The 21,859-nt window shown below is 59.4% G+C and carries 22 protein-coding genes; 11 read left to right on the top strand and 11 right to left on the bottom strand.

Annotation, left to right across the window (positions count from 1 at the left end; genetic code table 11):
* Positions 1 to 25: 25 nt before the first annotated feature.
* A complete protein-coding gene (locus ACZ0A4_RS00110; RefSeq protein ID WP_463572586.1) occupies positions 26 to 2,872 on the top strand; it encodes a valine--tRNA ligase in 2,847 nt (948 codons plus the stop codon).
* Between the two features lie 267 nt (positions 2,873 to 3,139).
* The gene (gene rlmF / locus ACZ0A4_RS00105) at positions 3,140 to 4,159 is read left to right on the top strand and encodes a 23S rRNA (adenine(1618)-N(6))-methyltransferase RlmF (RefSeq protein ID WP_095119373.1); all 1,020 of its coding nucleotides are present in this window, start codon (positions 3,140 to 3,142) and stop codon (positions 4,157 to 4,159) included.
* 210 nt (positions 4,160 to 4,369) lie between these two features.
* Here rlmF and ACZ0A4_RS00100 read toward each other — a convergent pair whose 3' ends face one another.
* The gene (locus ACZ0A4_RS00100) at positions 4,370 to 4,651 is read right to left on the bottom strand and encodes an HU family DNA-binding protein (RefSeq protein WP_003221909.1); all 282 of its coding nucleotides are present in this window, start codon (positions 4,649 to 4,651) and stop codon (positions 4,370 to 4,372) included.
* Positions 4,652 to 5,046: 395 nt separating this feature from the next.
* On the opposite strand from ACZ0A4_RS00100, the gene yejK reads away from it, so the two are divergent.
* Together yejK and ACZ0A4_RS00090 are read left to right on the top strand one after the other, a co-directional pair.
* Entirely contained in the window at positions 5,047 to 6,051 is a 1,005-nt protein-coding gene (gene yejK / locus ACZ0A4_RS00095; RefSeq protein ID WP_016984999.1) for a nucleoid-associated protein YejK, read from the top strand.
* Positions 6,051 to 6,401 carry a glutaredoxin family protein gene (locus ACZ0A4_RS00090; protein WP_463572584.1) on the top strand — a complete coding sequence of 117 codons (351 nt, stop codon included), beginning with the start codon at positions 6,051 to 6,053 and terminating at the stop codon, positions 6,399 to 6,401. The genes yejK and ACZ0A4_RS00090 overlap by 1 nt, the downstream gene beginning before the upstream one ends.
* 129 nt (positions 6,402 to 6,530) lie before the next feature.
* Here the strand turns inward: ACZ0A4_RS00090 and ACZ0A4_RS00085 are convergent, their stop codons facing one another.
* From ACZ0A4_RS00085 to ACZ0A4_RS00065, 5 genes are all read right to left on the bottom strand, one after another.
* The gene (locus ACZ0A4_RS00085) at positions 6,531 to 7,466 is read right to left on the bottom strand and encodes a glutathione S-transferase family protein (protein WP_463572583.1); all 936 of its coding nucleotides are present in this window, start codon (positions 7,464 to 7,466) and stop codon (positions 6,531 to 6,533) included.
* A gap of 84 nt (positions 7,467 to 7,550) precedes the next feature.
* Entirely contained in the window at positions 7,551 to 7,853 is a 303-nt protein-coding gene (locus tag ACZ0A4_RS00080) for a GIY-YIG nuclease family protein (RefSeq protein WP_463572582.1), read from the bottom strand.
* Positions 7,854 to 7,892: 39 nt separating this feature from the next.
* Entirely contained in the window at positions 7,893 to 8,363 is a 471-nt protein-coding gene (locus tag ACZ0A4_RS00075) for a nuclear transport factor 2 family protein (RefSeq protein WP_077571232.1), read from the bottom strand.
* A 239-nt stretch (positions 8,364 to 8,602) separates the two neighbouring features.
* Positions 8,603 to 9,907 (bottom strand): CynX/NimT family MFS transporter, encoded by a 1,305-nt coding sequence (locus tag ACZ0A4_RS00070; protein WP_463572581.1) that lies wholly within the window; start codon positions 9,905 to 9,907, stop codon positions 8,603 to 8,605.
* Positions 9,897 to 10,556, bottom strand: coding sequence for a FadR/GntR family transcriptional regulator (locus ACZ0A4_RS00065; RefSeq protein WP_141128909.1), 660 nt, complete (start codon positions 10,554 to 10,556; stop codon positions 9,897 to 9,899). The genes ACZ0A4_RS00070 and ACZ0A4_RS00065 overlap by 11 nt, the downstream gene beginning before the upstream one ends.
* A gap of 166 nt (positions 10,557 to 10,722) precedes the next feature.
* Here ACZ0A4_RS00065 and ACZ0A4_RS00060 point away from each other — a divergent pair, with 166 nt between their 5' ends.
* Together ACZ0A4_RS00060 and ACZ0A4_RS00055 are read left to right on the top strand one after the other, a co-directional pair.
* On the top strand, positions 10,723 to 11,034 hold the full coding sequence (locus ACZ0A4_RS00060) for a type II toxin-antitoxin system MqsR family toxin (RefSeq protein ID WP_463572579.1): 312 nt from the start codon (positions 10,723 to 10,725) through the stop codon (positions 11,032 to 11,034).
* Positions 11,031 to 11,519 (top strand): type II toxin-antitoxin system MqsA family antitoxin, encoded by a 489-nt coding sequence (locus tag ACZ0A4_RS00055; RefSeq protein WP_463572577.1) that lies wholly within the window; start codon positions 11,031 to 11,033, stop codon positions 11,517 to 11,519. Before ACZ0A4_RS00060 ends, ACZ0A4_RS00055 begins: the two co-directional genes overlap by 4 nt.
* A gap of 53 nt (positions 11,520 to 11,572) precedes the next feature.
* Here ACZ0A4_RS00055 and ACZ0A4_RS00050 read toward each other — a convergent pair whose 3' ends face one another.
* The 4 genes from ACZ0A4_RS00050 to ACZ0A4_RS00035 all read right to left on the bottom strand — a co-directional run bounded on the left by ACZ0A4_RS00050 (position 11,573) and on the right by ACZ0A4_RS00035 (position 15,733).
* Positions 11,573 to 12,337 (bottom strand): amino acid ABC transporter ATP-binding protein, encoded by a 765-nt coding sequence (locus ACZ0A4_RS00050; RefSeq protein ID WP_008080191.1) that lies wholly within the window; start codon positions 12,335 to 12,337, stop codon positions 11,573 to 11,575.
* Between the two features lie 11 nt (positions 12,338 to 12,348).
* Complete coding sequence (locus ACZ0A4_RS00045; protein WP_095112603.1) at positions 12,349 to 13,443, bottom strand: amino acid ABC transporter permease; 1,095 nt, start codon at positions 13,441 to 13,443, stop codon at positions 12,349 to 12,351.
* 10 nt (positions 13,444 to 13,453) lie between these two features.
* Positions 13,454 to 14,635, bottom strand: coding sequence for an amino acid ABC transporter permease (locus ACZ0A4_RS00040; protein ID WP_463572576.1), 1,182 nt, complete (start codon positions 14,633 to 14,635; stop codon positions 13,454 to 13,456).
* A 66-nt stretch (positions 14,636 to 14,701) separates the two neighbouring features.
* Positions 14,702 to 15,733, bottom strand: a complete 1,032-nt coding sequence (locus tag ACZ0A4_RS00035) for an amino acid ABC transporter substrate-binding protein (protein ID WP_007914328.1) — start codon at positions 15,731 to 15,733, stop codon at positions 14,702 to 14,704.
* 468 nt (positions 15,734 to 16,201) lie between these two features.
* Here ACZ0A4_RS00035 and ACZ0A4_RS00030 point away from each other — a divergent pair, with 468 nt between their 5' ends.
* From ACZ0A4_RS00030 to ACZ0A4_RS00010, 5 genes are all read left to right on the top strand, one after another.
* Complete coding sequence (locus ACZ0A4_RS00030; RefSeq protein WP_463572575.1) at positions 16,202 to 16,858, top strand: alpha/beta hydrolase; 657 nt, start codon at positions 16,202 to 16,204, stop codon at positions 16,856 to 16,858.
* 97 nt (positions 16,859 to 16,955) lie between these two features.
* Positions 16,956 to 18,434, top strand: coding sequence for an ATP-dependent RNA helicase RhlB (gene rhlB / locus ACZ0A4_RS00025; protein WP_463572573.1), 1,479 nt, complete (start codon positions 16,956 to 16,958; stop codon positions 18,432 to 18,434).
* A gap of 136 nt (positions 18,435 to 18,570) precedes the next feature.
* The gene (locus tag ACZ0A4_RS00020) at positions 18,571 to 19,515 is read left to right on the top strand and encodes an ornithine cyclodeaminase family protein (protein WP_463572572.1); all 945 of its coding nucleotides are present in this window, start codon (positions 18,571 to 18,573) and stop codon (positions 19,513 to 19,515) included.
* 153 nt (positions 19,516 to 19,668) lie between these two features.
* A complete protein-coding gene (locus ACZ0A4_RS00015) occupies positions 19,669 to 20,796 on the top strand; it encodes an NAD(P)/FAD-dependent oxidoreductase (RefSeq protein ID WP_463572570.1) in 1,128 nt (375 codons plus the stop codon).
* A 93-nt stretch (positions 20,797 to 20,889) separates the two neighbouring features.
* Positions 20,890 to 21,516, top strand: coding sequence for a helix-turn-helix transcriptional regulator (locus ACZ0A4_RS00010; protein ID WP_064118408.1), 627 nt, complete (start codon positions 20,890 to 20,892; stop codon positions 21,514 to 21,516).
* Between the two features lie 125 nt (positions 21,517 to 21,641).
* Here the strand turns inward: ACZ0A4_RS00010 and ACZ0A4_RS00005 are convergent.
* On the bottom strand, positions 21,642 to 21,859 hold a 218-nt coding region (locus tag ACZ0A4_RS00005; RefSeq protein WP_463572569.1), incomplete at its 5' end, for a transporter substrate-binding domain-containing protein.

The following is a 21,859-nucleotide window of genomic DNA, read 5'->3' as shown; positions in this document are numbered from 1 at the left end:
TAATGCCAATAGGGTCCCGCCGCGCATGGATAAGACCTACCAGCCGCACGCCATTGAAACTTCCTGGTACAACACTTGGGAGTCCGAGAACTACTTCGCCCCGCAAGGCGCGGGCGACTCCTACACCATCATGATCCCGCCGCCGAACGTCACCGGCAGCCTGCACATGGGTCACGGTTTCAACAACGCGATCATGGACGCCCTGATCCGTTTCCGCCGCATGCAGGGTCGCAACACCCTGTGGCAACCGGGCACCGACCACGCCGGTATCGCCACGCAGATGCTGGTGGAGCGTCAACTCGAAGCCCAGGGCCAGAATCGCCATGATCTGGGCCGCGAAAAATTTCTCGAGAAAGTCTGGGAATGGAAGGATCAGTCCGGCGGCAACATCAGCCGTCAGATCCGCCGCCTCGGCTCGTCCGTCGACTGGAGCCGCGAGCGCTTCACCATGGACGACGGCCTCTCGGAAGCGGTTAAAGAAGCGTTCGTGCGCCTGCACGAAGACGGCCTGATCTACCGCGGCAAACGCCTGGTCAACTGGGACACCAAGCTGCACACGGCGATTTCCGACCTCGAAGTGGAAAACCACGACGAGAAAGGTTTCCTGTGGAACCTGAAGTACCCGCTGGCCGACGGCGCGAAAACCGCTGATGGCAACGATTTCCTGATCGTCGCGACCACCCGTCCGGAAACCATGCTCGGTGACTCCGCCGTCGCGGTGAACCCGAACGACGAACGCTACAAAGCCCTGATCGGCAAGTTTGTCGAGCTGCCACTGGTTGGCCGCCGCATCCCGATCATCGCCGACGATTACTGCGATCCTGAATTCGGCACCGGCTGCGTGAAAATCACCCCGGCCCACGATTTCAACGACTACGAAGTCGGCAAGCGCCACAACCTGCCGCTGCTGAACATCTTCGACAAGAACGCCAACGTGCTGCCTGCAGCCCAGGTGTTCAACCTCGACGGTACGCTGAACGACAGCATCGACGGCGCGATTCCGGCTGAATACGCCGGTCTTGAGCGTTTCGAAGCACGCAAGCAGATTGTTGCTGCGTTCGATGCCGCCGGCCTGTTGGTCAGCGTCAACGACCACGGCCTGAAAGTGCCGAAAGGCGACCGCTCCGGCACCATCATTGAGCCGTGGCTGACCGACCAGTGGTACGTGTCGACCAAACCGCTGGCCGAGCCTGCGATTGCCGCCGTTGAAGACGGTCGCATCCAGTTCGTGCCCAAGCAGTACGAAAACATGTACTTCTCGTGGATGCGCGACATCCAGGACTGGTGCATCAGCCGTCAGCTGTGGTGGGGCCACCGGATTCCGGCCTGGTACGACGAGTCGGGCAAGGTCTACGTCGGTCGCGACGAAGCCGAAGTGCGTGCCAAGCACAACCTCGGCCCGGACGTTGCGCTGCAACAGGACAACGACGTACTCGACACCTGGTTCAGTTCCGGCCTGTGGACCTTCTCCACTCTCGGCTGGCCTGAGCAGACCGAGTTCCTGAAGAAATTCCACTCCACCGACGTGCTGGTGACGGGCTTCGACATCATTTTCTTCTGGGTTGCCCGGATGATCATGCTGACCATGCACCTGATCAAGAACGAAGACGGCACGCCGCAGGTGCCGTTCAAGACCGTTTATGTGCACGGTCTGGTGCGCGATGGCCAGGGCCAGAAGATGTCCAAGTCCAAGGGCAACGTCCTGGACCCGCTGGACATCATCGACGGTATCGAACTGGAAGAGCTGGTGCAGAAGCGCACCTCCGGCCTGATGCAGCCGAAACTGGCGAAGAAGATCGAGAAGCAGACCCGCGACGAGTTCGCCGACGGTATTGCCAGCTACGGCACCGACGCCCTGCGCTTCACCTTCTGCTCGCTGGCCTCGACCGGTCGCGACATCAAGTTCGACATGGGCCGCGTTGAAGGCTATCGCAACTTCTGCAACAAGATCTGGAACGCCGCACGTTACGTTCTGGACAAGGGCGAAGACTGCGGCCAGAACGGCGAAGCCTACGAGCTGTCGCTGGCGGACCGCTGGATCATCTCGCAACTGCAACGCACCGAAGCCGAAGTGACCCGTCAGCTGGATCAGTTCCGTTTCGACCTCGCCGCGCAAGCGCTGTACGAGTTCATCTGGAACCAGTACTGCGACTGGTACCTGGAACTGTCCAAGCCAGTGCTGTGGGACGAGAACGCGCCGGTTGAACGTCAGCGCGGCACTCGCCGTACGCTGGTGCGGGTACTGGAAGTGGCGTTGCGCCTGGCGCATCCGTTCATGCCGTTCATCACTGAAGAAATCTGGCAGCGCATCGCGCCGCTGGCCGGTATTCAGGGCAAGACGATCATGCTGCAAGCGTGGCCAGTGGCCAATGAAGAACGCATTGATCCGGCCGCCGAAAACGACATCGAATGGCTCAAGGAACTGATGCTCGGCACGCGCAACATCCGTGGCGAAATGAACATCGGCCCGGGCAAGCCACTGCCGATCTACCTGAAGAACGTCAGCGCTGAAGACCAGCGTCGTCTGACCGAGAACGAAGCGCTGCTGAAGAAGCTGGCGCGTCTGGAATCGATCACTGTTCTGAAGGCTGGCGAAGAAGCACCGCTGTCCGCCACCGCGCTGGTTGGCGAGATGGAAGTGCTGGTGCCGATGGCCGGGCTGATCGACAAGGGCGCCGAACTGGCCCGTCTGGACAAGGAAATCCTGCGTCTGCAGAGCGAAGTCCAGCGCGTTGGCGGCAAGCTGTCCAACGCCGGTTTCGTCGACAAGGCCCCGGCCGAAGTCATCGAAAAGGAACGCGCCAAGCTGGCCGAGGCTGAACAGGCCCTGGGCAAACTGGCCGAGCAGCACGCGCGGATTGCCAGCCTGTAACGGTAAATCGCATTAAAAAGGCGCGCCACCCGATTGGGTGACGCGCCTTTTTTATTGCCTACTTTCCTTCATCCACTGCCAATCCCTGTGGGAGCGAGCTTGCTCGCGAAGAGGCCGTGTCAGGCGAAAGTGATGTTGACTGAGAGGACGCTTTCGCGAGCAAGCTCGCTCCCACAGAGATCAGTGGTGTTGCTGATATTGAGTTCGCAGCGGCTGGATGTGGGACAATACCCCCCACTTTCAGCCATACCCGAATCGACCACGCCCATGAACGCCCCCCGCACACCCAAACCTGCGCGCAAGAAGCCTGACTCCGCGACCCCGGCCAAGACCGTCGAGCCGCGTGAAAAGGCCAGCCTGCACCCGCGCAATCGCCATCAGGGTCGTTACGACTTCCCGGCGCTGATCAAGACCACGCCGGAACTGGCTAAGTTCGTGATCACCAACCCGTACGGCAAGGAAAGCATCGATTTCGCCAGCCCCGATGCGGTGCGCGTGTTCAACCGGGCGCTGCTCAAGTCGTTTTATGGCATCCAGCATTGGGACATCCCGGCGGATTACCTCTGCCCGCCTGTTCCGGGCCGTGCCGATTACGTGCACTTCCTCGCGGATTTGCTGGCGAGCATGAACGACGGCAAGGTGCCACGCGGCGCGATCGTCAATGTGCTGGACATCGGCATGGGCGCCAACTGCGTGTATCCGCTGATCGGTAACAGCGAATACCGCTGGCACTTCCTCGGCTCGGAAATCGACCCGACCGCCGTGGCCGCTGCCCGCGCCATCGTTCAGTCCAACGACCTGAACAAGGTCATCCAGTTGCGTCAGCAGGAAAACCGCAAGCACATCCTGATCGGTCTGCTGGAGCCGGGTGAACGCTTTGACCTGACCATGTGCAACCCGCCGTTCCACGCCTCGATGGATGAGGCGACCAAGGGCAGCGAGCGCAAATGGCGCGCACTGGGCAAGGCCGACCCGAAACGCAAATTGCCTGTGCTGAACTTCGGCGGTCAGTCGGCAGAGTTGTGGTGTGAAGGAGGCGAGGCGCGTTTCGTGACGCAACTGATCGCCGAGAGCGCGAACTTCCAGCACAAAGTGCTGTGGTTCAGCACGCTGGTGTCGAAGGCGTCGAACCTGCCAGCCATCGAAACCGCACTGAAAAAGGCCGGCGTGCTGGAAAGCCAGGTCGTGGAGATGTCTCAGGGCCAGAAGCAGAGCCGCTTTGTGGCCTGGACCTTCCAGACCAAATCCGAACAGCAGATCTGGCGCCGCGAGCGCTGGGTTCGCTAAACACTGCACCGACGGACACAGATCAATTGTGGGAGCGAGCTTGCTCGCGAATGCGGCGCATCAGTCAATTCAACTCTGACTGACACACCGCCTTCGCGAGCAAGCTCGCTCCCACAATGGTTTATGGTGGTCATGAGTCCGCCACCAAATCGCAGACGCAAAAAAACCGTGCCTGGATCGCTCCGGTGCACGGTTTTTTATTGCTGCGTCTTACTTGTTCACAGCGTCGGTCAGGCCTTTGGCCACAACCAGCTTGATCACTTTCTTAGCAGGGATTTCGATGGCAGCGCCAGTCGAAGGGTTACGGCCAGTGCGGGCAGGACGCTCGGTCACTTTCAGCTTGCCGATACCTGGCAAGGTGATTTCGCCGCCGTTTTCCAGCTGATCGGCAACGATTTGGCCCAGTTGGTCCAGAGCGTTACGCGCGGTGGTTTTCGGCGCGTCGATAGCTTCAGCGATGTCGGCGATCAGTTGGTCTTTAGTAAGAGCCATGTAGTGTTCCTTCCCTATCAAATTCATATGGATTGCAGAGTGCAGTGTCAGCCATCGAGCCCGATCTTCTGGATCTGGCACCCTCGGCGATAACCACGACGAGTCGGGTTATAGATGCCGAAATCAGGGTTTGGTTCGACCTGACAAATGCTGATTGCACGCTTAACGCAGTGACTTCGCGTAAGACCGGGCAAAACTAGCACAGAGACGGGGAAATATCCGCCTCTAGCTACCCATTTGGTCAGCTTTATTGCTCTAAATCGTTAAAAAACTGCATAAGCCCGGTCGCGCGCCCCGGTTTCGCCCTACAACCCGCGCCAAAACCAGTGGTTGCGGTACACTTAGCGCTTTTTCGGGGGAGCCTGCCCTCCTCCCATCCAACAGCCGAGAAGCCCATGCCGATCCGTCATTGCATCGTCCACCTGATCGACAAAAAACCCGACGGCACGCCCGCAGTTCTGCACGCCCGTGACACTGAACTGGCCGAGTCTGCAGCCATCGAGAACATGCTCGCCGACCTCAACGAAAGCTACAACGCCAAACAGGGCAAAGCCTGGGGCCTGTTCCATCCGGAATCCGGAGCGTTCCCGTTCAGCGGCTGGCTGAAGGAATACATGGAAGGTGGCAAGGACTTCACCGCGTTCAGCAAAGTGGCGGTCGAGCACCTGCAAAAGTTGATGGAAGAATCGAACCTGTCGGTCGGCGGCCACGTGCTGTTCGCCCACTATCAGCAAGGCATGACCGATTACCTGGCCATCGCCCTGCTGCACCACAGCGAAGGCGTGGCGGTGACCGATGAGCTGGACGTGACCCCGTCGCGCCACCTCGACCTCGGCCAATTGCACCTGGCGGCGCGGATCAACGTCTCCGAGTGGCAGAACAATAAGCAGTCCAAGCAGTACATCTCGTTCATCAAGGGCAAGAACGGTAAAAAGGTCTCGGAGTACTTCCGTGACTTTATCGGCTGCCAGGAAGGTGTCGACGGCCCGGGCGAGACGCGCACGCTACTCAAGGCGTTCAGCGACTTCGTCGAGAGCGAAGACCTGCCAGAAGACTCCGCTCGCGAGAAAACCAAGACCCTGGTCGATTACGCCAGCAGTCAAGCCAAACTCGGCGAGCCGATGGGCCTGGAAGAGTTGTCCGAGCTGATCGACGAAGAACGCCCGAAAGCCTTTTACGATCACATCCGCAACAAGGACTACGGCCTGTCCCCGGAGATTCCGGCGGACAAACGCACCCTGAATCAATTCCGCCGCTTCACCGGCCGCGCTGAAGGCCTGTCGATCAGCTTCGAAGCACATCTGCTGGGCTCGAAGATCGAGTATGACGAAGAGGCTGGCACCCTGGTGATCAAAGGCTTGCCGACGTCGCTCACCGATCAACTGAAGCGCCGTAACTGATGCTCGGCAATGTGCTGAAGAAGGTTGCGCTGGTTCTGCTGGTGGTCGTGGTCTATCAGAACTGGGGCAAGATCGAGCGGGTGTTGAACCCGTCGCAGATGGTTGCCGAGCAGACGCGCGCGCAGGCCAACGTCGTGCTCTACGCCACCGACTGGTGCGGCTACTGCAAACAGACCAAACGCTTTCTCGACAGCAAGGGCATCCCGTTCAAGGAGTTCGATATCGAGAAGGATGCGGAGGCGCGCAAGGCGTACGAGGCATTGGGTGGGCGCGGGATTCCGTTGATCGACGTGAACGGCACATTGATTCGCGGGTTTGACCCGGACGAAATCCTCGCCGCCCTGAAGTAACCAACTGTGGGAGCGAGCTTGCTCGCGAAAGCGGTACATCAGCCAACAACAATGTTGAATGATCAAGCGTCTTCGTCGGAACGCCGCCCGGAGCAAGCTCGCTCCCACAGGTTTTGCAACAGACTCGAATCAGCGGACTTCGATGCGGAAACCAAAACGCGGGAAGTGCACATGCACCACACCGCCACGTTCGTCTTCGCGACGAATGATCAACTCTTCGCTACCGGCAAACAGCAACTCACCCACCACCGGATCGACCCCGTAATCCGTCGCCGAGATCGCCACCTGCTGACCAGCCTTGAAGCCGTTCGGATCTACGAACTGCTCATCCGGCAATGCCGCCGGTGTCGCGTTGCGTGCAACCTCAAGCGCCTCTTCAGAAGTCATCGCACTCGCCGCGCCATGACCGAAGCCCAATACTCGGCCCAACCAGGCCGCAACAGCCGGATACTCATCCACCAGCGGAGCCGTGACATGCGTGGCCTTGAGGAACCACAGCGGATGCGCCAGCGCGAAGTCGGCAATCGACGGCTCGCCAAACAGGAAGTCGCCCTGCTCACGCTGTAACTGCTGCTCCAGCCGCGCCATGATCGTCGGCCATTGATGCTTGGCCTGCTCAGCGGACAAACGCGTGGCGCTGCCACCACTGAACAGACCGGCGCGGTCGGCAATAAAAGCTTTGATCGCTTCCGGCGGCAACTTGGCAAAACGCACCGCCACCGATTCCGGCTGAAACACCAGACTCACCGCATGTTGAAACACCACCGAGTCAGCCCACGTGGCAAAACTGGCAGCTGTAAATTCCTGACCTTCGGGGAAGAACGCCGGCAAGGCTTTTTCCTGTTCCAGACGACGCGCGATCAGCGAAGTGTCGCAATAGATGTCAGCGCCAATCTGCAACACCGGGGTTTTGCGGTAGCCGCCAGTCAGCGCGGTCAGATCCGGCTTCGGCATCACCGGCGAGATATGCACCGAGCGCCACGACAAGCCTTTGAAGCCCAGCAACAGGCGGGCCTTCTCGGCAAATGGAGAGGTCGGGTAATGATGGAGAATCAACTCGGACATGCTCGGCTCCGCCGCTCAGATAGTGAGCCAGCAGCTTAGCGTGCATTTGCTTAGCAGCCTACAGATCTGCCTGATGGGAACTGATCAGTCAGATTGATAAGACGCAACCAGACATTCCTTGGCGCTTTTCCTGAGTTTTTTGATCAAGCGTTCCTGACGCAACGCATCGCTCTTGTCTCGGCACAGCTCGGTGTAGACCAGCGCCATCGCCGGGCTGGAGAGGAAGAACCGCGCGCCCTTGCCGCTTTGATGCTTGGCGAAGCGGCGCACCGGGTCGTCGCTGACTCCGCAGTACAACGAGCCATTGGCGGCGCGCACGAGGTAGACGAACCAGGACTTGCTCACTGGTTCGGCAACTTCGACAGATTTTTCGCTAAGGCTGGTCACTTCGGGATCAGGACGTGTAGGAAACAGGCGGCGATCTTATCAGCGACCGGCCTGAAATGCCTTCAGTCCCTTCAGCGCCTGGGCACGAACGGCGTTACGCACCAGCGGTGTCCAGCCGAGCAGCAGACCTTTGAAACCGAGAGCCTGACGCGACCAGCGCCACAAATCGAAGTGGTCGTGGTGCTCGCAGATCTTGCCGTCACGGAAGACGAAACGGGCCTGGATATCGTTGATGACGATGTTGCCAGTCTGACTGAACAGGTAAGTCGCCACCCAATGCGCGCCGCCGCTGCGCTCATCGGCACGGACGTTGTCGAAGGTCAGCGAGAAATCCTTGGCCCGAGTGGTGAGCATGCGCCACATATCGCCGGCATCGCGCCCGCGCAGTTCGCCGAAGGCAGGATCGCTGAACACTACGTCATCGGTGTAGCAGGCGGCCATGGCTTCGGCATCGAGGCGCTGGAAAGCCTGGTAGAAGCGGGTGATCAACGCGGCGTGGGCTTCGCTCATGGGCAATCTCCAAAATAGGTACAGATTGCCAGCACGATAATCTGCAATGCGCAGAAACACTATCGGCATTCGCAAACCGAATACCACGCAAGATCTTAAGGGCGCCCCAAAAAACTGTGGGAGCGAGCTTGCTCGCGAAGAGGCCGGCACTTTCAACATGATCTGTGCCTGAACCACCGTCTTCGCGAGCAAGCTCGCTCCCACATTGGATATCACAGCCCTCAAAAAAGGGTTACGCGTCAGATCTTTTCGCTTTGCACTTGCACGTACAACGCACGCCCGGCGCCAAGCCCGGCGATGATCGCGCCGGTGCCAATGATGCCAAAGATCCAGCCCACCGCATTCCAGCCGCCGGTCCAGTCATGCACCACACCGACCGCTAACGGCCCCATTGACGCCAGCGTATAACCGAAGCCCTGGGACATGCTCGACAGGTTCGCCGCGACATGAGAATCCCGCGAACGCAGCACAATCAACGTCAGCGCCAGACTGAACGTACCGCCCTGCCCCAACCCCAGCAGAATCGCCCAGCCCCACAAACCTTCGATCGGCGCATACAGGCAGCCGAACAGACCGCCAAGGGTCAGCGCCATGACCACGACGATGGCCAGACGCTGATCCTTGCCGCGAGTGGCCAGCCATGGTGCGGCCAGCGAGCTGGCAAGCTGGATGATCACCGAACCGGACAACACCAGACCGGCCTGAGTCGGCGTCAGGCCACGACCAATCAGGATCGACGGCAACCAGCCGAACACGATGTAGGCCAGCGATGATTGCAGGCCCATGTACAAGGTCACCTGCCAGGCCAGCGGATCACGCAGCAGACCGCGTACGCGATAGGCGACGTTGTGCGCGCCATGTTTCTGCCCGACTTGCGGCAGCCAGAACACCGCTGCAATCAGCGCTGGAATCACCCAGAAGCCCAGGCCCATCGTCCAGTTGCCACCAAAATGCTCGCTCAACGGCACGCTGGAGCCCGCTGCCATCGCCGCGCCCAGGCACAACGCCATGGTGTAGACACCGGTCATGGTGCCGGCGTGTTTGGCGAAGTCGCGCTTGACGATCCCGGGTAGCAGTACACCGATGATGCCGATGCTCGCGCCACCCAAGACGCTGCCAGCGAACAGGCCGACTTCACCGAAGTTGCTGCGCAAAATGATCCCGCCAGCCAGTGTCAGCAGAATCCCCAACACCACCCGCTCAGCGCCAAAACGGCGTGCCAGAATCGGCGCCAGTGGCGCAAACAAACCGAGGCAGAGCACCGGCAACGTGGTCAGCAGACCGGCTTGAGCTGCTGACAAGCCGAGGCTTTTCGACACGTCACTGAGCAGCGGTGCCATGCTCGACAGCGCCGGGCGCAAATTCAGCGCGACCAGAATCAAGCCGAGCAGCAACAACCACGGCCGGCGCATCAGCGGATGGCTTTGCTGCACTTGCTCGTCGTCAGCCTCGGCGTCGATCAACAGCTCTTCAAGCTCTGCCGTACGTTTGGGGGTTGTGGATATCTCACTGCGGGACATGGACTTCTCGGTTTCAAGGTTCATTGATCAATTGCCTCGATAAGGCTTTGGCCCGTTCCGGATCGCGTTGCTCGACCGCATCGAGCAACTCGATGTGCAGGTCGAACACTTCCTGACGGCGCGGGACGATGTTCAGGGTCTGGCGTAATTGCGCGCCGACGATGCTGGAGAAATAGCGGTACAGCTCGCTGAGGGTCGGGTTGTGCGCGGCGTCGACCAAACGGCGGTGGAACACCAGATCGCAGGCGATGTAGGTGTCGAGATCGCCGTGGTAGTGGCTGCCGCTGGTGCCGAGGGCATCACGCAATGCGACGAGGTCTTCTTCGGTACGACGTAACGCCGCCAGGCCGATGGCCTCGACTTCGAGGATGTGGCGAGTTTCCCGCGCCTGTTCCAGCGAGCATTGCGACAGCGCTTTCAGGGTATCCATCGGATCGACCACTGCGCGCAGATAACTGCCATCGCCCTGACGAATCTCGATGAGTCCGGAAAACGCCAGCACGCGCATGGCTTCGCGCACGGTATTGCGGCTGATGCCCAGTTCGGCGCAGAGCTCGGGCTCGGTCGGCAAACGCTCGCCGACCTGCCAAGCGCCGCTGTTGATGCGCTGACGGAGCTGATCCAAGGCCTGATCGACCAGGGATCGCTTAATGAGTGGAGAAATGTCTGACATAGGATTCGCCCTTTCATCCAATCATAGGATGAATTTTCTGACATGTTAGTCAGACCCGTGTAGGACGGCAACCACCTAGGGTCAATCGGAGACACATGAAGCGGTATTTTCGATTGGTCAAAATTACCCTTTAAGGGTAATTTCAGGGACAGGGTTTTGGTTTCTTATGGAAAAGAACACACCCCATTATGAGCTGGCGGTGATCAAGGCGGATGTCGTTAGACGAGGCAAAGAAGCCTTTACCCGACAGGCGCTTGAGTCCGGCAGGAACATGGGAATGTCATACGAATTAATGACGCAGATCGTCTGCTCGCTCGAGCGTCGAATGCTCTACAAATCCATGACTTCCTATGCCAACCATCGCAACTGGCACGACGTTTATCACACATCGTTTCGTGGCTTGGAGATTTACATCAAAGTGACTTACTGCCACAGCGGTGGGCCCCCGGTGATCTCCTTCAAGGAGAAAAACATATGAGCACAAGACAGTGCATCAGCTGTGGTACTGATGATGGAATGAGTCATTTCCGAGATCGCAGTCTGACCGTCAATTACAAACAGTTTTCGCGGCTCGTGCACAACCTTGCCGGTTGGCAGTGCCGGGTTTGCGGTGAAGTCATTTTTGACAACGACACCGACAGCGCGACTCGCTACGTAGATGCCGGCGACCGGTTGCTCGAAGACTCGCTTCGCCTAATCGGTGCCGAAATAAAGCGTATTCGCCGCAAGCTCCATCTCACACAAAGAAACGCGGTGAAGCTGCTATCCGGGGGTGGGCACAATGCTTTTTCGCGCTATGAACGCGGAGATCTTTCTCCACCGCAACCGTTGCTCACGCTGATGCAGCTTCTGGATCGCCACCCGCATTTACTAGCGGAAATACAGGTACTCAGCCAAGGCAACGACCTCAAACGGCTCATGGCAACCCGTCACCCTGAACTGGAATCTGCGACAACCTCCTGACCCACCAAAAAACAAACCCGGCACAAGGCCGGGTTGTTTTTACGCAAAAACCATCAATGCAAAATCTGACTCAAGAACAACTTCGTCCGCTCATTCTGCGGATTATCGAAGAAGTCATTCGGCGCCGCCTGTTCAACGATCTCACCCTTGTCCATGAAGATCACACGGTTGGCCACGGTGCGGGCAAAGCCCATTTCGTGGGTCACGCAGAGCATGGTCATGCCGTCTTCCGCCAGACCGATCATGGTGTCCAGAACCTCTTTCACCATCTCCGGATCGAGCGCTGAAGTCGGCTCATCGAACAGCATGATTTTCGGCTTCATGCACAGGGCGCGAGCGATTGCCACACGCTGTTGCTGACCGCCGGACAGTTGCCCCGGGAATTTGTGCGCCTGCTCTGGAATGCGTACGCGTTCCAGGTAATGCATGGCGATTTCCTCGGCCTTGCGCTTGGGCATTTTGCGCACCCACATCGGTGCCAACGTGCAGTTCTGCAGAATGGTCAGATGCGGGAACAGGTTGAAGTGCTGGAACACCATGCCGACTTCGCGGCGGATCGCTTCGATCTGCTTGAGGTCGTTGGTCAGTTCCACGCCGTCGACGACGATGCGCCCCTGCTGGTGTTCTTCCAGACGATTGAGGCAGCGAATCGTCGTCGATTTACCGGAACCCGACGGGCCGCACAGGACGATACGCTCCCCCTGTTTGACGTTGAGGTTGATGTCTTTGAGCACGTGGAACTGGCCGTACCACTTGTTGACGCCCTGCATCTGAATAATGCCTTCAGGACCTACAGGCTTTTTGATTGCTTCACTCATTTACACAACTCCTAACGCTTGTGGCCAGTGTCGAGCTTGCGTTCCAGATGCATGGAATAGCGCGACATACCAAAACAGAAAATCCAGAACACCAGGGCGGCGAACACGTAGCCTTCGGTAGCCATGCCCAGCCATTTCGGGTCGGCAGCGGCTTGCTTGACGCTGTTGAGCAGGTCAAACAGGCCGATGATGATCACCAGACTGGTGTCCTTGAACAGCGCAATGAAGGTGTTGACGATGCCGGGGATTACCAGCTTCAGGGCTTGCGGCAGGATCACCAGGCCCATCGAACGCCAGTAACCGAGGCCCATCGCGGCGGCGGCTTCGTACTGGCCTTTGGGGATCGCTTGCAGACCGCCACGCACCACTTCAGCCACATAGGCCGACTGGAACAGGATCACGCCGATCAGCGCCCGCAGCAGCTTGTCGAAGTTCATGCCTTCGGGCAGGAACAGCGGCAGCATCACCGAAGACATGAACAACACCGTGATCAACGGCACGCCGCGCCAGAACTCGATGAAGGTCACGCAGACCACACGAATCGCCGGCATGTTCGAACGACGGCCCAGCGCCAACACAATCCCCAGCGGCAAGGCGCCAGCGATACCGACCGTGGCAATCACCAGGGTCAGCATCAGGCCGCCCCATTGGCTGGTTGCCACGTTGGTCAGGCCGAAACCGCCGTGCAACAGGGTGAAGGCAATGATCGGGTACAGCACCAGAAAGCTCAGCCCGTAGATCGCTTTACGCGGCACACGCGAGATGAACAATGGCGCTGCGCCGATCACCGCCAGCCACACGGTCAGGTCGACGCGCCAGCGCAACTCCGTCGGGTAGTAGCCGTACATGAACTGGCCGAAACGCTGCTGAATGAACACCCAGCAGGCGCCCTCCTTGGTGCAGTCGGCGCGGGTGGTGCCGACCCAGTTGGCATCGACAATCGCCCAGCTGAGGATCGGAGGCACCACGAGATAAATCAGGTAGAACGCAAACAGCGTCAGCAGGGTGTTGAGCCAGCTGGAGAACATGTTCGCGCGCATCCACGCCACCACGCCGATGCTGCTGTTCGGTGGGGGCATGTCGGGTTTGAAAGTATGAGTACTCATGCGCTTTTCCTTACCGCTCGATCAGCGCAATGCGCTTGTTGTACCAGTTCATCAGCAGGGAAATGCTGATACTGATCGCCAGGTACACGCTCATGGTGATGGCAATCACCTCGATTGCCTGACCGGTCTGGTTAAGCACCGTGCCGGCGAACAGCGACACCATTTCCGGATAACCGATACCGGCCGCCAGCGAAGAGTTTTTCGCCAGGTTGAGGTATTGGCTGGTCAGCGGCGGAATGATCACGCGCAGGGCTTGCGGAATGATCACCTTGCGCAGGGTCGGGCCGTTGCGCAGGCCAAGCGAACGCGCCGCTTCGGTCTGGCCATGGCTGACCGACTTGATCCCGGAACGCACGATCTCGGCGATGAACGCTGCGGTGTATACGGTCAGGGCGAGGGTCAACGCGAGCAGTTCCGGGATCAGTACCCAGCCACCAACAAAGTTGAAGCCTGAAAGCTTCGGCATTTCCCAGTGCAGCGGCGCGCCGAAGATCAGTGCGCACAACGCCGGGATCACCAGCAGAATCGCCAGGCCGACCCAGAACTTGTGAAACGGCACGCCGGTTTCTTCAAAGCGCTTGTTGGCCCAGCGGGTCATCAGCACGATGCCGACGATGGCCACCACGATACTGATCACGAACGCCCAGAAACCATCAGCCGCCAGCGCGGCCGGCATGTTCAGGCCTCGACTGCTGACAAAGAAAGTGTCGCCGAAGTTGTGGCTGTTGCGCGGCCCCGGCATGGTCAGGAATACCGCGAAGTACCAGAACAGGATTTGCAGCAGCGGCGGAATATTGCGGAACACTTCCACATACACGGTCGCCAGTTTGCTGATGATCCAGTTCTGCGACAGCCGCGCTACACCGATGATGAAACCGAGAATCGTCGCCAGAACCACGCCGATCACGGTCACCAGCAAGGTGTTGAGCAGACCGATGACAAAGACGCGGGCATAGCTGTCCGCTTCCGTATAGTCGATCAGATGTTGAGCGATGCCGAATCCGGCACTGCGCTCCAGAAAGCCGAAACCGGAGGTAATGCCCCGGTGCTGAAGGTTGGTTTGCGTGTTGTCGAACAAGTACCAGCCCAGCGAGACCACCGCCACAACGGTGATGATCTGGAATAGCCACGCACGCACTCGTGGATCGCTGAGGCTGAGCCTCTGCTTTGGTGCGCCGATTGAATTTTGCATGAAGTGCCCCGGAAAAAATGGAACAAGAACATCACCCGGCGGTTGGCCCGCCGGGTGATAGAACCATTAGCGCACTGGTGGTGCGTACTGAATGCCGCCGTTGTTCCACAGGGCGTTCAAGCCGCGGTCGATTTCCAGCGGAGTGCTCTTACCGAGGTTTTTCTCGAAGATTTCGCCGTAGTTGCCGACTTGTTTGACGATCTGCACAACCCAGTCTTTCGGCAGTTTCAGGTCTTTGCCGTACTCGCCGTCAGCGCCGAGCATACGGGCAACGTCCGGGTTTTTGGTCGACTTGGCTTCAGCTTCGACGTTCTTCGAAGTGATGCCGGCTTCTTCGGTGTTGAGCAGCGCGTAGCCAACCCAACGAACGATGGCCAGCCACTCGTCGTCGCCGTTACGTACGACCGGGCCCAGCGGTTCTTTGGAAATGGTTTCCGGCAGAACCACATAGTCCTTCGGCGAGGCCAGCTTGCTGCGCTGGGCGAACAGCTGGGACTTGTCGGAGGTCAGCACGTCGCAACGACCGGATTCCAGCGATTTGGCGCTTTCATCGGAGGTGTCGAAAGTGATCGGGGTGTATTTCAGACCGTTGCCACGGAAGTAGTCGGAAACGTTCAGCTCGGTGGTGGTACCGGCCTGGATGCAGATGGTTGCACCGTCCAGCTCTTTGGCACTCTTCACGCCCAGCTTGTTGTTCACCAGGAAGCCGATGCCGTCGTAGTAGGTAATGAAGCCCGGGAATTTCAGGCCCATGCCCGCGTCACGCGAACTGGTCATGGTGGTGTTGCGCGACAGGATGTCGATCTCGCCCGATTGCAGCGCGGTGAAGCGCTCCTTGGCGTTCAACTGACTGAACTTGACCTTGGTCGCGTCGCCGAATACGGCAGCGGCCACAGCGCGGCAGACGTCAGCATCGATCCCGAGGATCTTGCCGGTTGCGTCCGGTACCGAGAAGCCCGGCAGACCGTCGCTCACGCCACACTGCACGAAACCTTTCTTCTGCACTGCATCCAGGGTTGCACCCGCCTGAGCGAACCCGCTGACACCGAGTACTGTTGCTGCAGTCACGATGGCCAGGGTGGATTTCAACATCTTCATTCAAACCTCCAGTTTTGCTCTTGTTGTGTCGGAGCTTGAGTCCAGTCGCACCCTTTTGAGGCGTTGTTGACCCGTGTTGGCTTTTTTTGGGGTCAACCGACGTAAGACCTTCGCTATGAGTCTAGTAGGAGAAAATCCACATCATGGACAACTCACTTCTCACCAATCGGCCGAACGGGCTGTAGCCCTTTCACGTTCGCTGCGCCCGTAGCGGCCATTGGCGAACATCCATCACCGGATTCTTTGCAATCCCGTCGCGGGTCGTACACTGATAGTGTTACCGCCACGCGTAGGACGCTTCGTACAGAACCTTCCATAGCAAAGCCCGTACCACACCTGTCGCGGAATCGATTCGGCGACAGGTCAATAGCAAAACTTGTAACCTTGCGACATCTTCTTAACGGATCAACCGGGCGCGCACTCGAATCACGCACTTAATGAGAGCGCCCGCACACAATTGGAGCAGCCATGACCGAGCCCTTGATTCTTCAGCCTGTTAAGCCCGCAGACGCCTGCGTGATCTGGCTGCACGGCCTCGGCGCCGATCGCTACGACTTCTTGCCGGTGGCGGAAGCGTTGCAGGAAAGCCTGTTGAGCACACGCTTCGTGCTGCCGCAGGCGCCGACGCGTCCGGTGACGATAAATGGCGGATATGCCATGCCGAGCTGGTACGACATCAAAGCCATGAGCCCTGCGCGGGCGATTGACCGTGACGAGCTGGAAGCGTCGGCCGATCGCATCATCGAATTGATTGAAAACGAGCGCGCCAGCGGAATAGACGCCTCGCGGATTTTCCTTGCCGGGTTTTCCCAGGGTGGCGCCGTGGTCTTGCACACCGCTTTTGTGAAATGGCAGGGGCCGTTGGGCGGTGTGCTGGCGTTGTCGACGTATGCGCCGACCTTCAATGATGAGATGCAGCTTTCAGCCAGTCAGCAGCGCATTCCCGCGATATGCCTGCACGGCCAGTTCGATGGCGTGGTGCAGAACTCGATGGGGCGCAGTGCCTATGAGCATTTGGTGAAGCATGGTGTCACCGTGACATGGCAGGAATACCCAATGGAGCACGAAGTGTTACCCGAGGAAATTCGCGACATCGGTGTCTGGTTGGGCGAACGTTTGCGCTAAGCGTCGAGATTAAAACCACCCTTTGATCCCTCCCCCTACGCCGCGCCCGTTTCTTGCATTACACTGGCCGGCGTACATTCCTTAACCAATTGATGAGATGACCGTGCTCGAAGCACTCAAGAAGATGTTCGGTAAAAGCGAGGCTGAGCAGCTCGCGCCAGTTCCCAGTGCGCCGTCGCACGCCCCCGGTCATCGCACCGATGCCCCACAGGCCGACCGCCCCGCTCCCGTAGCGGCACCGAAACAGCCACCGAAACCTGCACCGGCCGCCCCTGTCGCCGCTGAACCTGACCGCAGCGAAGCGCCGAAACCGGCCAGACCGCGCCGCGAACCGAAGCCCAAGGCACCGGTGATTCCGTGGAAACTCGAAGATTTCGTTGTCGAGCCACAGGAAGGCAAAACCCGCTTCCACGATTTCAAACTTTCGCCAGAACTGATGCACGCCATACAGGATCTGGGCTTCCCGTACTGCACGCCGATCCAGGCGCAGGTGCTGGGCTTTACCCTCGCCGGCAAAGATGCGATTGGCCGCGCGCAGACGGGTACCGGCAAGACTGCCGCATTCCTGATCTCGATCATCACTCAGCTGCTGCAAACACCGCCGCCGAAAGAACGCTACATGGGCGAACCCCGTGCGCTGATCATCGCGCCGACCCGTGAGCTGGTGGTACAGATCGCCAAGGACGCCGCCGACCTGACCAAGTACACCGGCCTCAACGTCATGACATTCGTCGGCGGCATGGACTTCGACAAGCAGCTCAAGCACCTCGAAGCGCGTCACTGCGACATTCTAGTGGCAACCCCGGGCCGTCTGCTCGACTTCAACCAGCGCGGCGATGTGCATCTGGACATGGTCGAAGTGATGGTGCTGGACGAAGCCGACCGCATGCTCGACATGGGCTTCATCCCGCAAGTACGCCAGATCATTCGCCAGACGCCGCCGAAGTCCGAGCGCCAGACCTTGCTGTTCTCCGCGACCTTCACCGAAGACGTGATGAACCTCGCCAAGCAATGGACCACCGATCCGTCCATCGTCGAAATCGAAGTCACCAATGTCGCCAGCGAAAACGTCGAGCAACACATCTACGCCGTGGCCGCTGCCGACAAGTACAAACTGCTCTACAACCTGGTCAACGATAATGGCTGGGAGCGGGTGATGGTCTTCGCCAACCGCAAGGACGAAGTGCGCCGTATCGAAGAGCGTCTGGTGCGCGACGGTGTGAATGCTGCGCAGTTGTCCGGCGACGTGCCGCAACACAAACGCATCAAGACCCTGGAAGGTTTCCGCGAAGGCAAGATTCGCGTACTGGTCGCCACCGATGTGGCCGGTCGCGGCATCCACATCGACGGTATCAGCCACGTGATCAACTTCACCCTGCCGGAAGTCCCGGACGACTACGTGCACCGCATCGGCCGGACCGGTCGTGCTGGCGCCGATGGCGTTTCGATCAGCTTCGCCGGTGAGGACGACTCCTATCAGTTGCCGTCCATCGAAGAGAAGCTCGGTCGCAAGATCAGCTGTGAAACGCCGCCGACGCATCTGTTGCGTGCGGTTGAGCGCAAGCGTCCGCAGTAAGCGACGTTTAAAAGAAAAGCGCAGCCGGCAACGGACTGCGCTTTTTTTTCGCCCGGCGTTTCATCAGGTGCTTGCGAGAGAAAACAAAAAGTCCATAATGGACAAATAAGTTTATATTTCGTTTTCGGAGCCTGATATGTCCAGTACGCCCTACGTGATCGACCAGCATCAGGCCCGCGAGCTGCTGGCGCGCATCGATGTGCCGCAGATCCTGCGCAAACTGTTTCGCGACCTTGCCGCCGGACACGCCGTGCAACCTGCGCAGCAACTGGTGGAGTTTCCTCACGGTGCAGGTGACTTCATCAATTATCTGGGCGTGCTGGCTGAAGACGGCGTTTACGGCGTGAAGACCTCGCCTTACATCGTTCGCGAGCAAGGTGCGCTGGTGACGGCGTGGACGCTGCTGATGTCGATGAAAACCGGCCAACCGCTGCTGCTCTGCGATGCCGGTGAACTGACCACCGCACGCACCGCTGCGACCACCGCCGTGGCGGTCGACGCCCTCGCGCCGCTGAATGCCACGCGACTGGCGATCATCGGCAGCGGCAAGGTTGCGCAGGCGCATCTCCATTACGTGAAGTCTCTGCGTGACTGGCAAAGCATCAGCCTGTATTCGCCAAGCCTGTCCGCCGACGCTCAGACCCAGGCACTGTTGAAAGCCATCACGCCCAATCTGAAGATTGCTGACAGCCGTGATGCGGCCATCGCCGAGGCCGATGTGATCATGCTGTGCACCTCGTCCGCCGGACCGGTCATCGATCCTGCCGCATTGAGCAAACCGGCCCTGATCACCTCGATCAGCACCAACGCCCCGCGCGCCCACGAAGTACCACCGCAGAGCCTCAACGACATGCAGGTGTTCTGCGACTATCGTCTGACCACGCCAGGGTCGGCGGGTGAGATGTTGATTGCCAGTGAACAACAGGGCTGGAGCAAGGATGCGATCGTTGGCGACCTGGCGGATCTGCTCAGCGAGAAAGTGCAGCGCCCGGAATACCACCGTCACGTATTTTTCCGCTCGATCGGCCTGGGCCTGGAAGACATCGCCCTCGCCAATGCGGTTTACCACTTGACTCACTGACACCACAAATCCCCTATGGGAGCGAGCCTGCTCGCGAATGCGGTCTGACACTCACCGAACATGTCGACTGACATACCGCTTTCGCGAGCAGGCTCGCTCCCACAAGGGGGGATAGCGAACGCCTTGATATTGCGTACCCACTGGAGACCTTTCATGAGCCAGGCAGATTTCATCATCATCGGCGGCGGGATTGCCGGCGCTTCCAGTGGTTTCTGGCTGTCGCCGCACGGCAAAGTGATCGTGCTCGAACGCGAATCGCACCCGGCCTATCACTCCACCGGCCGCTCTGCTGCGTTGTTCACCGCCGCGTACGGCACGCCGCAAGTGCGCGCACTGACCCAGGCCAGCCGGGCGTTTTTCGACAACCCGCCCAGCGGTTTCTGCGAACACCCGCTGCTGACCCCGCGCGGCGAAATGACCGTCGACTTCAGCGGTGACGCCGCCGAACTGAACAACCAATACCTCAGTGCCAAAGCCACCGTGCCGGAAATGCAACTGCTCAGCGCCGATGAAGCCTGTGCGCGACTGCCGATCCTGCGCCGGGAAAAAGTCCACGGCGCGATCTATGACCCGAGCGCCAGCGACATCGACACCGACGCCCTGCATCAGGGCTACCTGCGCGGCATCCGCCGTAACCACGGCGAAGTGCACACCGATTGCGAAGTGCTCGGCCTGAACCGCGACGCCGGCGGCCTATGGCACGTTCAAACCAACGGCCAGACCTTCAGCGCACCGGTAATCATCAATGCCGCCGGGGCCTGGGCCGACAAGATCGGTGCACTGGCCGGCGCCAGGCCGTTGGGTTTGCAACCGAAACGCCGCGCCGCTTTTATCTTCGCCGGGCCCGAAGGCGTAGACATTCATCACTGGCCGATGCTGGTCAGTCTCGACGAATCCTTCTATATGAAGCCTGATGCCGGCATGTTCCTCGGTTCACCGGCCAACGCCGACCCGGTCGAACCCCACGACGTGCAGCCGGAGGAACTGGACATCGCCATGGGCATTTACCAGATTGAAGAAGCCACCACGCTGACCATCCGCCGCCCGACCCGCACCTGGGCCGGCCTGCGCAGTTTCGTCGGCGACGGTGATCTGCTCAGCGGTTTCGATCCGCAGGTGCCGGGATTGTTCTGGGTGGCGGCGCAGGGCGGTTACGGCATTCAGACTTCGCCAGCGATGGGCCAGGCCAGCGCGGCGTTGGTGCGCGGCGAGCCACTGCCCGAGCACTTGCGCAACTTCGGCCTGAGCAGCGCCATGCTTTCGCCTGCCCGCCTCGCCTGATCGTCCACCCGGATGACGCGCCCAACGGATTGCGGCACACTCGCAGCGCCTCCTGATCACGGGGGCGTTGACGCTGCCTGGAGCTCCACTGTCATGACCGCCCCTGAATTCGACCCGGCCCTGGATAACTTCCGCGCCATCGCCGACGCCATCGCCACGCTGTTCTTTCCCCACGCCGAAGTGGTGCTGCACGACCTGCGCACGCAAAAGGTCGACTACATCGCCAACAACCTGTCCAAGCGCGAGATCGGCGACGACTCGTCACTGGAAGACATGCTCAGCGAGGATGTCAGCGACCGCAATATCGGTCCGTACGAAAAGCTTAATTGGGATGGCCAGAAGATCCGTAGCCTGAGCAGCGTCCTGCGCGACGGCGAAGGCCTGCCGCTGGCGGTGCTGTGCATCAACCTGAATATTTCGCTGTTCGAAAATGCCAAGGCAGCGCTGGACCTGTTCCTCTCACCGAGCAAACTGATCCCGCAACCGGATTCACTGTTTCGCGATGACTGGCAGGAACGCATCAACACCTTCCTCCACGCCTGGCTGCGCGAGCGTCAATTGAGCTTGAATGTGCTGACTCGCGATCACAAACGTGAACTGGTGCTGGCGCTGCACGCCGAGGGCGCGTTCAAGGGCAAGAGCGCCTCGAACTATGTGGCCAATGTGCTGAACATGGGGCGGGCGACGGTGTACAAACACCTGAAGGAAATGAAGGGCTAGAGATTTGCGGTGATTGATCCGGCCCCATCGCTGGCAAGCCAGCTCCCACAGTTTTTTTTGTTGCACACAACATCTGTGTACGACTCAATCCCTGTGGGAGCTGGCTTGCCAGCGATGACGGACTATCAGTCGCCGTAAATGTCGGACTTGAAATACTTCTCGGAAATCTTCTGGTACTCACCACTCGCGCGAATGCCATCGATGGCGCCATTCAACTGGCCGACCAGTTCGGCATTGCCCTTGCGCACCGCAATCCCCGCGCCCTCGCCGACGTACTTCGGATCCTTCAACTCAGGCCCGACAAACGCATAACCCTGGCCACGCGGCATCGACAAAAAGTCAT

It is taken from the genome of Pseudomonas sp. AC172, from assembly GCF_979258595.1.
This window is presented reverse-complemented; position numbering and strand designations above follow the sequence as displayed.